The sequence below is a fragment of the Mucilaginibacter sp. OAE612 genome (genome assembly GCF_041806395.1).
GTDB classification, from domain to species: Bacteria; Bacteroidota; Bacteroidia; order Sphingobacteriales; family Sphingobacteriaceae; genus Mucilaginibacter; species Mucilaginibacter rubeus.
On record NZ_JBGMUW010000001.1, the window covers coordinates 4,987,754 to 5,001,349 of the forward strand.

At 42.5% G+C, this 13,596-nt stretch carries 16 protein-coding genes; all 16 read right to left on the reverse strand.

The features are described from left to right. Positions 1-116: 116 nt before the first annotated feature. Positions 117-446 (reverse strand): NADH-quinone oxidoreductase subunit NuoK, encoded by a 330-nt coding sequence (nuoK, locus tag ABID99_RS20525; RefSeq protein WP_090533902.1) that lies wholly within the window; start codon positions 444-446, stop codon positions 117-119. Next, positions 446-949 carry an NADH-quinone oxidoreductase subunit J gene (locus ABID99_RS20530; protein ID WP_090533903.1) on the reverse strand — a complete coding sequence of 168 codons (504 nt, stop codon included), beginning with the start codon at positions 947-949 and terminating at the stop codon, positions 446-448. The genes nuoK and ABID99_RS20530 overlap by 1 nt, the downstream gene beginning before the upstream one ends. 57 nt (positions 950-1,006) lie before the next feature. Continuing rightward, positions 1,007-1,504, reverse strand: a complete 498-nt coding sequence (locus tag ABID99_RS20535; protein WP_090533905.1) for an NADH-quinone oxidoreductase subunit I — start codon at positions 1,502-1,504, stop codon at positions 1,007-1,009. 17 nt (positions 1,505-1,521) lie between these two features. Next, on the reverse strand, positions 1,522-2,553 hold the full coding sequence (nuoH, locus tag ABID99_RS20540) for an NADH-quinone oxidoreductase subunit NuoH (protein WP_112654853.1): 1,032 nt from the start codon (positions 2,551-2,553) through the stop codon (positions 1,522-1,524). Then, positions 2,553-3,542, reverse strand: a complete 990-nt coding sequence (locus ABID99_RS20545; protein ID WP_371328329.1) for a 2Fe-2S iron-sulfur cluster-binding protein — start codon at positions 3,540-3,542, stop codon at positions 2,553-2,555. The genes nuoH and ABID99_RS20545 overlap by 1 nt, the downstream gene beginning before the upstream one ends. A 115-nt stretch (positions 3,543-3,657) precedes the next feature. Next, positions 3,658-5,016, reverse strand: coding sequence for an NADH-quinone oxidoreductase subunit NuoF (gene nuoF, locus ABID99_RS20550; protein WP_090533910.1), 1,359 nt, complete (start codon positions 5,014-5,016; stop codon positions 3,658-3,660). Between the two features lie 3 nt (positions 5,017-5,019). Then, positions 5,020-5,544, reverse strand: coding sequence for an NAD(P)H-dependent oxidoreductase subunit E (gene nuoE, locus ABID99_RS20555; RefSeq protein ID WP_090533912.1), 525 nt, complete (start codon positions 5,542-5,544; stop codon positions 5,020-5,022). Beyond that, on the reverse strand, positions 5,537-6,748 hold the full coding sequence (locus tag ABID99_RS20560) for an NADH-quinone oxidoreductase subunit D (RefSeq protein ID WP_354486519.1): 1,212 nt from the start codon (positions 6,746-6,748) through the stop codon (positions 5,537-5,539). Before ABID99_RS20560 ends, nuoE begins: the two co-directional genes overlap by 8 nt. Positions 6,749-6,886: 138 nt before the next feature. Continuing rightward, a complete protein-coding gene (locus ABID99_RS20565) occupies positions 6,887-7,390 on the reverse strand; it encodes an NADH-quinone oxidoreductase subunit C (RefSeq protein WP_373614974.1) in 504 nt (167 codons plus the stop codon). Continuing rightward, positions 7,390-7,932: an NADH-quinone oxidoreductase subunit B gene (locus ABID99_RS20570; protein WP_090533918.1), complete on the reverse strand. Its 543-nt coding sequence runs from the start codon at positions 7,930-7,932 to the stop codon at positions 7,390-7,392. Before ABID99_RS20570 ends, ABID99_RS20565 begins: the two co-directional genes overlap by 1 nt. A 123-nt stretch (positions 7,933-8,055) precedes the next feature. After that, positions 8,056-8,427: an NADH-quinone oxidoreductase subunit A gene (locus tag ABID99_RS20575; protein WP_090533920.1), complete on the reverse strand. Its 372-nt coding sequence runs from the start codon at positions 8,425-8,427 to the stop codon at positions 8,056-8,058. A gap of 176 nt (positions 8,428-8,603) precedes the next feature. Then, positions 8,604-10,301 (reverse strand): lipopolysaccharide assembly protein LapB, encoded by a 1,698-nt coding sequence (locus ABID99_RS20580; protein WP_090533922.1) that lies wholly within the window; start codon positions 10,299-10,301, stop codon positions 8,604-8,606. Between the two features lie 17 nt (positions 10,302-10,318). Next, positions 10,319-11,239 carry a substrate-binding domain-containing protein gene (locus ABID99_RS20585; RefSeq protein WP_354486518.1) on the reverse strand — a complete coding sequence of 307 codons (921 nt, stop codon included), beginning with the start codon at positions 11,237-11,239 and terminating at the stop codon, positions 10,319-10,321. 223 nt (positions 11,240-11,462) lie between these two features. Further along, positions 11,463-12,293: an energy transducer TonB gene (locus tag ABID99_RS20590; RefSeq protein ID WP_090533925.1), complete on the reverse strand. Its 831-nt coding sequence runs from the start codon at positions 12,291-12,293 to the stop codon at positions 11,463-11,465. A 40-nt stretch (positions 12,294-12,333) separates the two neighbouring features. After that, complete coding sequence (locus ABID99_RS20595) at positions 12,334-12,879, reverse strand: biopolymer transporter ExbD (RefSeq protein WP_090533926.1); 546 nt, start codon at positions 12,877-12,879, stop codon at positions 12,334-12,336. Positions 12,880-12,885: 6 nt separating this feature from the next. Beyond that, the gene (locus ABID99_RS20600; RefSeq protein ID WP_112654858.1) at positions 12,886-13,509 is read right to left on the reverse strand and encodes a biopolymer transporter ExbD; all 624 of its coding nucleotides are present in this window, start codon (positions 13,507-13,509) and stop codon (positions 12,886-12,888) included. Between the last annotated feature and the right edge of the window lie 87 nt (positions 13,510-13,596).

Below are 13,596 nucleotides of genomic sequence, written 5' to 3' on the forward strand. Positions count from 1 at the left end.
CGTTATACGTTTTTAATTATCTAATCGCTATTGCGGGAAAGAGGCAACAACGTTTGTTTTATTACTAATCAGCTATTACAATTCCGAAATCGAAACTTCGAAATCCGAAATAACTATTACCACTTCAACCTGTTCAGTACGTTGATATCAATTGAGTTTGTGTTACGATAGATCATCACGATAATAGCCAAACCAACTGCAACTTCAGCAGCGGCCAACGCCATGATAAAAAACACGAACACCTGCCCGGTTGCATCACCCCTGTATACCGAAAACGCGGTAAGCAGCAGGTTAACCGAGTTAAGCATCAACTCGACTGACATGAAGATCACGATTGCATTACGGCGGATCAATACGCCCATTACGCCTATAGCAAAAATGATTGTGCTTAACAATATGTAATGATTAAGCGGCACGGCGTGCATAGTATTTGTTAAACTTTCCATTATGCTGCTTTAGGTTCTTTTTCTTTAGTGGCCAATAATACCGCACCTACCATAGCTGATAAAAGCAATACAGATGATACTTCGAATGGCAATAAAAATTCGTTGAACAATACTTTACCTAAGTTTTTTACAAGGCCCAGATCAGGGTTTTGTAACAATACCGGGTTTGATGCGCCCATCAGTTTAAGTGAAGATGCAACAGCTACAGCCAAGATGCCGCCGCCAAAAACACCGGCTATTTTAACCATGAAAGGCTTTACAGGTTCCGACTCCTTGTTAAGGTTGATGAGCATCAGCGTATACAGGAACAATACCAATATAGCGCCCATGTACACGATGAAGTTTACTATCGCCAAAAATTGAGCGTTAAGCAAAATGTAGTGAATGGTGAAAGTAAAAAAAGTAAGGATCAGATAAAGGATACTATGTACCGGATTTTTGGCCGAGATTACCAATATCGAAAAGAATATGGACAAAAATGCGATGAAGTAAAATGTACTCATGTTTTTATTTACAAAATACCTTTACCCTTTTAGGCAGGGCAAAGGTATAAAACTTCTTTATTGATTTAAGGGCGCTTCTACTAATTTGTCTTTACCGTAAATAAAATCCTTCCTTAAATAGTCGGCAGGTACGATATCACCGTCAAGATAAATAGCTTCTTTAGGGCAGGCCTCTTCGCATAAACCGCAAAAAATGCAGCGCAGCATGTTGATTTCATAAACAGCAGCGTATTTCTCTTCGCGGTACAGATGTTCTTCACCTTTCTGGCGTTCGGCAGCTGTCATGGTAATAGCTTCTGCCGGGCACGATAATGCGCAAAGGCCGCAGGCTGTGCAACGTTCCCTGCCATCCTCATCACGTTTAAGCGAATGCATGCCACGGAAATTCTCTGAAAACTCACGCTTTTCTTCAGGATAGCTGATGGTTACCGGCTTTTTGAAAAAGTGTTTCATTGTAGTGGATAAACCGCCCACAATGGCCGGCAGATAAGCACGCTCTAAAAAATTGAGTGGCTTAACTTCCAGTACTTTTCGTTTATTGCTTAATGATTCCATTTTTTAAAAACTCCAATCTATTTAAGTAATGTACTAATCACGCCTGTCAGCACGATATTGGTGATGGCCAAAGGAATTAATATTTTCCAGCCAAGGTCCATCAACTGGTCATAACGGAAACGCGGGATAGTCCAGCGTACCCACATGAAAAAGAAGATAGAGAAGAAGATCTTACCAAATAATACAACAACGCCAATAAGCGGTGCAATGGTTGGTCCGGCATGAGCCGCAACCCAATCCATACCAGGGTAATTGTAACCACCCCAGTACAGGGTAGCCATTACCGCCGATGAAATGAACATGTTGATATACTCGGCAAACAGGTAAAAACCTAATTTCATTGATGAGTATTCAGTATGATAACCACCTACAAGCTCGGTTTCACACTCAGGCAAATCGAATGGTGAACGGTTAGTTTCGGCAAAAGCACACACCAGGAACAGCAGGAAGCCAAGTGGCTGTCTCCAAACATTCCAGGCAAAACCATGTTGTTGCTCCGCGATTTCCTTAAGGCTTAAAGTACCGGTAAGCATCAGCAATGCGATAATGGATAAACCCATCGAAATTTCGTAGCTAATATTTTGTGATGCCGCGCGGATAGCGCCTAATAATGAGTATTTATTGTTGGAAGCCCAGCCACCAATCATAATACCATAAACACCTAATGATACCACACCAAAAATGTAGAGTACACCTACGTTAATATCGGTAACCTGTAAATCAAAAGTACGACCGCCAATTTGAATAGCTGATCCCCATGGAATAACAGCCGAACCAATACAAGCAGTTAAAATAGCCAGCGAAGGGCCAACAATGAACAGAAAACCAGTTGCATTGGTAGGGATGATCTCTTCTTTCAAAAACATCTTACCGCCATCGGCAAGGGGCTGTAAAATACCCCATGGACCTGCACGGTTAGGGCCTATCCTGTCCTGGAAAAATGCAGCAACTTTACGTTCGGCATAGGTTGAATACATAGCCACAACCAGGCTGATAGCGAAAATCACAACGATCAGTACGATCCTGAATATTAAATCGGTAGTTTCCATTATAAGCGGGTCTCCCTTTCAAATTGTTCTTTATTAGCTTCCATCAGTACCGGGTTGGTTTTAACAACCGGCAGCGGTGTAAACTCGTAATGGTTAGCGCTGATCACAGAGTGGTGAGATACTTTACGTGGGCCTTCAATAACCCAATCGGCAGTTTTCTTTTTATCGAATCGGCAGGTATTGCAGATAAACTCTTCAACCTCACCATAAACGTCCTTACGACCGGTTACCCTGATCACATCTTCGCCTTTGTACCAAAGCGTTACTTTACCGCAGCATTTATCGCAATCGCGGTGTGCTTCAACAGGCTTGGTAAACCAAACACGGTTTTTAAAGCGGAAAGTTTTATCAGTTAAAGCACCTACCGGACATACGTCAATCATGTTACCCGAAAAATCGTTATCAACAGCCTTGCTGATGTAAGTGGAAATTTCAGAATGATCGCCCCTGTTCAGGATGCCATGTAAACGGGTATTGGTGATCTGATCGGCAGTAAACACACAACGGTAGCAAAGGATGCAACGGGTCATGTGCAGCTGAATTTTGTCACCTATGTCTATCTTTTCAAATGTACGGCGGTCAAATTCATAGCGCGTTTTAGCTGCTCCATGCTCAAAGCCCAGATCCTGCAAGTGGCATTCGCCGGCCTGGTCGCAAACAGGGCAATCAAGCGGGTGATTGATCAGCAGCATTTCTACCACGCCTTTACGGGCTTCAATAACCTCCGGCGAAGTAATATTTTGTACCTCCATCCCATCCATAACACCGGTACGGCATGAAGCCACCAGTTTAGGCATAGGGCGCGGATCTTTTTCTGATCCTTTGGTAACCTTAACCAAACAGGTACGGCATTTACCGCCGCTACCCTGTAGCTTAGAGTAATAGCACATTGCAGGCGGAACAATATCACCTCCTATTTGCCTTGCGGCGTTCAGGATGCTTGTTCCGGGTTCTACATCAACGGTTATTCCGTCTATTGTTACTTTCATTGACATTTAATAATAACGTCGTTTATAAATCACCCAACCCAACCCTCCCCTTTGGGGAGGGCTTAATAGGGTTTCATTCTTTTTTAAGTCTCCCCATCGGGGAGATTTAGAGGGGTTACGCAGTCTCTACAACCTTCAGCGGATCAGCATAATGCGCTAAACCATAGTTTGTTGAAGTTGCTTCGCTCGCATTAGTTACGTGCCATTCAAACTCATCCCTGAAATGGCGAATAGCACTGGCCACAGGCCATGCTGCCGCGTCACCCAGCGGACAAATGGTATTTCCTTCTATTTTTTTAGATACATCTACCAGCAGGTCCATGTCGCTCATTTTGCCATGACCATACTCGAGGCGATGTAATACTTTTTCCATCCAGCCGGTACCTTCACGGCAAGGCGAACATTGTCCGCAGCTTTCGTGATGATAAAAACGGGCAAAGTTCCAGGTATTACGTACAATACAGGCATCCTCATCATAAGCGATGAAACCACCCGAACCCAACATAGTACCACTTACGAAGCCACCATCTGACAATGACTCATAGCTCATCAAACGGGCTTCGTTATTGATAGTTTTCAGGATCAGGTTAGCCGGTAAAATCGGCACTGATGAACCACCTGCAACAACTGCTTTCAAGCGTTTGCCGTTGGCGATACCACCGCAATACTCATCAGAATAAATAAATTCTTCAACAGGTACACCGAGTTCAATTTCATAAACCCCTGGTTTTTTCAGGTTACCACCTGCAGAGATCAATTTGGTACCTGTACTACGACCGATACCTATTTTAGCATATTCGTCGCCTCCTTCGTTAATGATAGGTACAACTGCCGCTATAGATTCAACGTTGTTTACCACTGTAGGGCAACCGTATAGACCTGCAATAGCCGGGAACGGAGGTTTGATGCGCGGGTTACCACGTTTACCTTCCAATGATTCCAATAAAGCGGTTTCTTCACCGCAGATATAAGCGCCACCGCCTGGCTGAACGTAAAGCTCAAGATCGTAACCGGTACCTAAGATGTTTTTTCCTAAGAAACCTTTTGCTTTTGCTTCAGCGATAGCTCTTTCCAGGATCCTTACCTGCGGCATCATTTCGCCGCGCAGGTAGATGTATGATGTATTAGCACCAAGCGCAAAACTTGATACAATCATGCCCTCAATCAGCAAGTGAGGGATATAAGTCATCAGGTAGCGGTCTTTAAAAGTACCAGGTTCCGATTCGTCACCATTACAAACCAGGTAACGCGCAACGCCTTCGGGCTTAGCCAAAAAGCTCCATTTCATACCGGTAGGGAAACCCGCACCGCCACGACCGCGTAAGCCCGATTTTTTAACCTCTTCAACAATCGCCTCAGGCGACATGGTTTTCAATGCTTTCTCCACAGAAGCATAGCCACCTTTTGAACGGTAAACATCAAATGTGTTGATGCCGGGTACGTTTATATGTTCTAAAAGTAATTTCCGTCCCATAACTTAATTCTTAGCTTTCGCTTTTAAATCACTGATCAACTTATCTACCGACTCGTTGGTCAGGTTTTCATAAAAAGTATATTCAGGGCCAATTTGCAATACGGGGCCAAAACCACAGGCAGCAAGGCACTCTACCCCTCTCCAGCTAAATAAGCCGTCGGGAGTAACTTCACCTTCTTTTACACCAAGGGTTTCCTCTATATGATCCATGATCTTTTCGGCACCTACCAGGCAGCAGCCGCTTGTGCGGCAAACTTCCAGTACGTACTTGCCCTGCGGGCGTAAAAAGTACATGGTATAAAATGTAGCAACTTCGTATACCTCAATAGGCAGGATGCTTAAATATTCGGCAACCTTATCCATTGCAGGCGCGCTTACCCAGCCAAATTCGGCCTGTACCAGGTGAAGGATCGGCAGTAAGCCCGATTTTTGCTTCCCCTGCGGATAACGGCTAACTATTTCATCAAATTTGCTGATCAGTGCCGGCGAAAATTCAACCGGTTCCTGAGCTTCGTCAACTCTAAGCATCTAACTCTCCGGCTATAACGTTTAAACTACTCATGTTAATAATAGCATCTGATAATAACATACCGCGGCTCATTGGCGCATACATCTGGTAATTGATGAAGCTTGGCCTGCGGAAATGCAAACGGTACGGTGAACGGCCACCATCATTAACCAGGTAAAATCCCAGCTCGCCGTTAGCTCCCTCAACCGAATGATAAACTTCAGCTTTGGGGGTTGGAATTTCGCCCATCACAATTTTAAAGTGATAGATCAAAGCTTCCATGTTATTATATACTTCCTCTTTTGGAGGCAGGTAAAATTCAGGTACATCAGCGTGGAAAATATCGCTTGGTTCTTTATCAAGTTTGGCTAAAGCCTGTTCAATGATCCTTAAGCTTTGCCACATTTCTTCGTTGCGAACCAAAAAACGGCTGTAAACATCACCATTGTCGCCTACCGGAACTTCAAATTCAAAGTCTTCGTACGATGAATATGGGTTCATAGCCCTTACGTCGTAATCAACACCGGCAGCACGTAAAAGCGGCCCGGTCCAGCTGTAGCTCAAAGCAGTTTCCGCGCTAACAGCAGCTACGTCCCTGGTACGGTCAACAAAGATCCTGTTACGGTTAAACAGGCTTTCAAACTCTTTAAGGGTTTTAGGGAAGTTCTTTAAAAATGCGCGCAGCTTATCGAACGCACGGCTGTTGAAGTTACGCTCAAAACCACCGATACGGCCAATATTTGTTGTAAGGCGCGATCCGCAAACTTCTTCATATATTTCATAAATAGCCTCACGGTGCTCCATCATGTACAGGAAGCCTGTAAACGCGCCGGTATCCACACCCAATACACCGTTACAAATGATATGATCGGCTATACGGGCAAGCTCCATCACAATTACGCGCAGGTAATCAACGCGCTTTGGAGTTTGGATATTTAACAACTTTTCAACTGTCATATGCCAGCCCATGTTATTGATAGGCGATGAGCAATAGTTTAAACGGTCGGTAAGCGGGGTTATCTGGTAAAAAGGCCTGTGCTCGGCAATTTTTTCAAATGCGCGGTGTATATAACCAATGGTTGATACACCGCTAACGATGCGTTCGCCATCAAGCTGGAGCACATTTTGAAACACCCCGTGGGTAGCAGGGTGAGTTGGCCCCAGATTAAGGGTTGATAGCTCGCTTTGCGGATCGTTATCTGTATATACAGGATGATTTTGCATCAGTATTATTAATTAGAGTCAGGAATTTTCAGAGTCAAGAATCAAGAAATAAAGAGTCAAGACGGGAAACTTCCTCCCCCTTTCTTACTTTCCTATTTCTTGTTTCTTATGTCTCAATTTCTTGTTTCCATCTATGTATTATCTTCCAAAATAGAAATCCTTCTTGTCAACACGGTTAGGATCTTCCAGCGGAAACTCCTTACGCATTGGGAAAGCGGTCATATCATCTACGTTCAAAATCCTGCGCAAATCCGGGTGACCGTCAAATAGCACCCCGAAAAGGTCATAAGTTTCGCGTTCCATCCAGTTTGCACCATCCCAAAGCACCGTAGCAGTTGGGATATGCACATCAGCATCAGCCAAAAATACCTTGATCCTGATACGGGTATTAGTAGTGAGGCTATGCAGGTGATAAATAACGCCTATCGGCTTTTCCTGTTCAGGGTAATGAATACCTGTAATATCTGTCAGGAAAATGAATTTAAGGGCCGGATCCGTTTTCAGGAAAGTAAGCAGATCGATGATTGTTTCACGGCCAGTTTCAACGGTAAGCAGTTCATACGGCTCACCAACAACCGTTACTAAAGTATCAAATTTATCGGCTATAGCTTTAATAAGCTCTTCGTTAGGTATCTTAGCCATTATTGAATTCCGTATTTAGCTAATAACTCCTGGTATTTAGGCTCGCTCCTGCGGCGCAGGGATTCCGTTTTTACCAGCTCCTGAATATTCATAAAACCATCTATAATAGCCTCTGGCCTCGGCGGGCAACCAGGTACGTAAACGTCAACCGGGATAACCTCGTCAATACCTTGCAAAACGGAGTAAGTATCAAATATACCACCGCTTGAAGCGCAGGCGCCAACAGCCATTACCCAACGTGGCTCGGCCATTTGCAGGTATACCTGGCGCAGTACAGGAGCCATTTTCTTGGCTATAGTACCCATAACCATTAATAAATCGGCCTGGCGGGGTGAAAAGCTTAAACGCTCGGCACCAAAACGCGAAAGATCATAATGAGATGCCATGGTGGCCATAAACTCAATACCGCAACATGAAGTGGCAAACGGCAAAGGCCATAATGAATTTGAGCGTGCTATGCCTATTACTTTATCAAGCGAGGTAGCAAAAAACCCGGCGCCTTCAACTCCGGCAGGGGCATCAACTAATTGAATATCACTCATTGAACTAAATTGATAGAAAAACCATCACCACTAAATGTGGATAATAGCAGCAAATTTACAATAATAACGATGTAAAAAGTACACTACGGGTATAGAGGGGGTATATTTAGAATCAATCTAAACTTAATCCCAGTCTAAAGCTCCCTTTTTTATTACGTAGATAAAACCCAGCAGAAGTGTCGCCATGAAAATAAACATTTCAATAAGACCGGTAGTACCTAATGCCTTGAAATTTACCGCCCAGGGGTACATAAAAATAACCTCCACATCAAACAGCACAAACAAAATGGCTACCAGGAAATATTTAATGGAGATTGGAGTACGGGCATTACCCACCACCTCAATACCCGACTCAAAAGGGGTCAGCTTATCTTTTGTTTTTCTTTTGGGGCCTATTTTATGCGTTACAAACATTGTTGTTACCACAAACCCTAAAGCAACCACCATTTGAAATATGATGGGTAAATAATTAACCGGTAAACTTTGTGCTTCCATGCTGCAAATATACTAATGCCTTAATAATAAAAAAGTGTGATTTATAAGGTTGTTAATCATTTCTGCAATTCGTTATTAATATTGATTACAAATCGCCGTCATTAATCAATTTCTCAAACCGGAATAAAAAAAGGGCCTCTTTTTAGGAGACCCTTCATATCTGTTAATTTATAATGTTATTTGCCTTTTCCAGCGCCACCTTTGTGTTGAAAGTAAGCTGCGGCACTTTTGTTAGCAGGATCCAGCTCGCGCGCTTTAGCAAAGTTTTCGGATGCTTTAGCGTCGTCTTTCTCTTTATACTGGTAAATAGTACCCAGATAAGCATAGGCTTCCGCTAAACTTTTCTTGGTTTTTTCGTCAGGGGCGCCCTTTGCGTTAACTACTTCGATATACTTTTCGTAGTATGGCTTCGCGTATCCTGAAATGTTATTACGGTCTTTTTCTTTTAGGTCGTTAACACGTGCACGATATAAAAATGCATCCGGAAACGGACTGGTAGCTGTTTTGGCAATTACATAGCTAAATGCACTGTCGGCACGTGTAAGCAGTGAATCGTTAGGAGCTTTTGTATCGTACCCATAATAATAGCTGATACCTTCGTAAAAATAGTCGGTTAATTTAACGCTGTGACCACCTTTAAGAGTAACTTCCCTGTAAGCATCACCAGCTTGAGCATATTTCTTTTGGCGGAAATATGATTTAGCTATCTCAGCATACACATCAGTTTGGGTGCTATCAAGTGTTAAAGCTTTCTTAAGAGTAAGTATACCTACCGAATCCTGGTTAAGGGCAACCTGCAAACGACCCTGATATAAATAGTCACGCGGGATGATACGTTTCGGATCAGCTTTCTGGAACCAGGTATTGATGGCGGTTAAACCGTTTTGGTAATCCTTATTTTCGTAAGCGGCATATGCCAGATAACGATAAACCCTTGCATTAGTGCTTGCTGATTTTGACAGATCAGTAGCCACCTGCTGTAAAGTTTTATAATCACCTGCAAGGATCAGGAAGTCGGCATAACGCATTTGAGATTCTACCGACTGATCTGTTAAGCTCAGGTATTGTTTGTAGTGATCAACAGCTTCCTTAATTTTAGCAGAAGCCATTTTAGGGTCAGTTAATGACCAGCGCAGGTCGGTTTCAGCCCACTCGCGGTAAGCAGGGCCATAGTTGGCGTTGATAGCCAATGCGTCTTTAAATTGCTGCTCAGAGCCATCAAAGTTATTAGCAAATTTATACAATACACCGGTTGCAACCTTAGCAGCCGGGTTTTTAGGATCAAGCGTAGAAGCGTCAGAATAGTTTGAGTACGCTTCGTTACTTTTTAACACAGAGCGGTAAGCATCACCTAAAGCGATAAGCAAATCAACATCTTTCGCATTAATAGCTTTTCCTTTAGTCAGTACTGCAATAGCAGCATCTGCATCAGCGGGCGCAACTTTTTTATCGGTGGTAGTAGGCAGCAAATATGATAAACCTACATACGTGTAAGGTTTTGCGTCCTTACCTGCCAAAGCTACAGCCTGATTAAAGTTGGTTGTTGCTCCGGAATTATCCTTATCCAAACGGGCAACAGCACCTAAACCGGCATAATTTAATGCTGATTTTGGATTTGCAGCAATACCTTTATTGAAAACGACTTTCGCCGAATCAGCATAGTCCTGTTTAATGTACACCCAACCCAGATAAAAGAAATTCTCATCTTTGGTTGGCTGAGTAGTAGTAAGCGTTTTGAGCATCGACTCTGCTTTCTGATATTGTTCGGCGTCAATAGCTTTTTTGGCGTCGGCAAGACTTTGCGCAAAAACTGATGATGAACCTAAAAATACCAGTCCTAATGAAGCCTTAGCTATTTTACTGATCATTTTCATCTTTATTTAGTTATAGTTTACTTTTTTAAAATTATCTCTCTCGGGGGAATTGAATCAGGCAGTAAACCCGATTTCAGTATTATCCGTTGCCCCACATCACTGGCCAGGAACGTAACAAATCCCGCTGCCAAACCATTCTTACTTGAGCAATTGATCAAATATAAACTCCTGCTCAAGGGATACTGTTTTAAGACAAGTGATTCTTGCGAAGGTTTAAAATATTCATTAGGATACTGTTTGTTTCCTTCATCTCTAACCCCTACAACTTTCACTTTTTCAACATAATCCGCATACTCTTTTTCTGGGTTATTAATCCAGCTAAAGCCTATAATGCCTAATGCGTCAGGATGTTCGCTTACATACTTAATAACTTCGATATTTGATTTAAGCGCGTATATATTCTTTTGCTTAAACTCCTTATTACCAGAGAAGTCCTTCAAATACCTTACCAAACTTGAGTTCGGATTGTCAAAAACTATAGTTTTATTTCCGTTCCCCTGGCCTTTAAGCTCCTTTTTTAATTGAGCGACAGTAATAGCGGTATCATTTGATGACTTATTAACTATTAATGTAATTGCATCAACCGCAAAAGGTACTACCTCAACACTCAACGTACGGCGCGTTATTATATTACGCTCCGCGGTATCAAGCGTGCGCGATAATACCGCAAGCCTAACACTGTCGTTTAACAACATATTTACAGCCTGGTTTTCTGTTTTATAAATAAATACCGGGTCGGCGTTGGGGTACCGGCTTCTGTAAACATATTCTTCCTGTGCTACTATAGGCGAAAAAGATTCATCGGCTACGAAAGTTGCTCTTCCGGCGTTGAAGCTGTCGGTTGGTACGGATTTTACTTGTTTTTGCTTACAAGCCTGTAAACCGGCTATTAAAACAATTAAAACCAATACATATACAACCCCTAATTTAATCTTCATACTGATCCTTCTTAAACAATCTCGAAAACCTCAAAATCGCATATCCTATAATAAACGCACCGAAAAGTAAACGTTGATAATGTTGCAGTTGCAGCGGGAGCGCGTCCCAAAACATGATCATGAGACCTAAAACCACAAAGCAAATAAATGCAGCAGTTCCTAAAATAAGCAAAAACCGCCTTTTGGGCGATTTTTGCTCTTTATTGTAATTAAATGGCATTACTTATTCTTCAGATGCTAAAGTAAAGCTGATTGGAACACTGTATTGTACACGAACCGGACGACCGTTTTGTATACCCGGTTTCCATTTTGGTGAATTTTTCAATACACGAACTGCTTCTTCGTCGCAGCCACTACCGATGCCTCTTACAACCTTTATATCGGTTAAAGAACCATCCTTTTCCACAACGAATGTACAAATTACACGTCCTTGTGTATTGTTTTCGCGGGCTACGGCCGGATACCTGATATTTTTGCTCAAATACTGACCAAATTTCTCCAAACCGCCGGCAAATTCAGGAACTTGCTCAACAGAAGTAAAGATCTGGTTAGGATCGGCTTCGACAACCTGCTTAACGTCTGAGTTACCTACCGGCTCATCAATTCTAATGTCGGCGTTAGGATCACCTTTTTGGTCTTTTTGACCAGGATCAGCAACAGCAAGCTCTTTTACTGTTGGTGGATCTTTCTCCTTAACCTCGTTATCTGGTTTTACAACCGGAGGAGGGAAACGTACCTGGTCTACCTTTGGTTTTGGCGGTTCAGGTGGCGGCGGAGGTGGTTTTTTGGTTTGGTCAACCGGTGGCGGAGGCAACAGAACCACGTCTGTTATCTTCACTTTTTCGTCTTTCGCTGGGATAAGACCTTTGATCTTGTTGATGATAGTTGGCAAAGAAACTATAAATACAAAAACCACAATAGCAATGATCAACGACCTGCTGGTGTTTTTTGAATTCTCTTTCCTTAGCTCGTAAGCGCCATAGGCTTTATTACGATTACTAAAAACAACGTCGATCCATTCCTGCTTTAGTATGTCTAATTTTGATCCTAACATCTGTTAAGGCTTTAATGGAAGTTTATAACGTTATTTAATATTATTTATTATCGTTGTACAAGCCGTCTTTTTTAAGCAACTCAATCTCCGGTGCTGAAATATCAACGATACCATAGCTTTGGATATTGGCGATATTGATCTCATCAAGCGTGCTAACCATATTTTTATATTTTGATTTATCGCTTGGTTTAATCACAACAAACATGTATTTGCCTGTTTTTTGCTGTACTTCTTTGCTTTTTTCAATTAACGTTTTACGTAACCCGTTAGGGCCAAAATTGTCAATTGTGGGCGCTGATTTTCCCGGCTCGCCGATGTACCACTCCAATTTATCGTCGCTTCCCAATAAAATGGTCATCGAACGAGAAGCGGCAATATCCATCTGATCCTTTGTTTTTTCATCCTTATCAGGCATGGCCAAGTCCATCGCTTTTGGTTTAGCGAGTGTAGTGGTCATGATGAAGAAGGTGATCAACAAGAAAGCCAGGTCAACCATCGCGGTTAAATCTACACGGGTTGATTGCTTCTTACTGCGAACCTTACCGCCTTTATGTTTGCCTCCCCCGGAGGTATCTAATTCTGCCATGGTCTTTTATTTTTTTGGAGCACCACCGGCGCTGCCCAAATCCGTAATTAAACTAAACTTGTTAACTTTTTGCTTTTGCAAAATACCGATAACATCCTTTATAACCGGATATTCCTCTTTGCTATCACCTTTAATAGCTAAACGAAGTTCCTTGTTATGTAAGGCTTTGGTAGCTATACGGGCCTGGCGAATCCAGTTGGTAAGCTCTGCCGAAACAGAGTCTCTCGGGATACCCGGCTGTGCATATTTCTTTTGCTGATCAGCAGACAAAGCGATAAACTGTTTCAACTGGTTCATTGGCACGCCAAATGAATTGATAGAAGAAAACCTTGTTTGTTCTTCAGGTGTAAAGGTCATATGATATATTGAACCCATCTGATTCAACATTTCCTTGCGGATATCAACACCTTCAACACCAAAGAAAGCTTTTTGATTACCTACAGATACTGTAGCAAAATCAGACTCAGGCACTGGCTGCTGGATTGAAGACTTTGGTATATCAATAGGTACCGGATCCTCGGTTTTTACTTTTGCGGTCATGATGAAGAAAGTAAGCAGCAGAAACGCCACGTCGCACATAGCGGTCATGTCAATTGCGGTGCTCTTTCTTGGAACTTTTATCCTTGCCATGTTAAATTTCTTAAAAATATATAGTGTTTCAGTATTAACTATCTTGCCCCTAACTTATTGTGCATGAGGCATAGCACTAATATATTC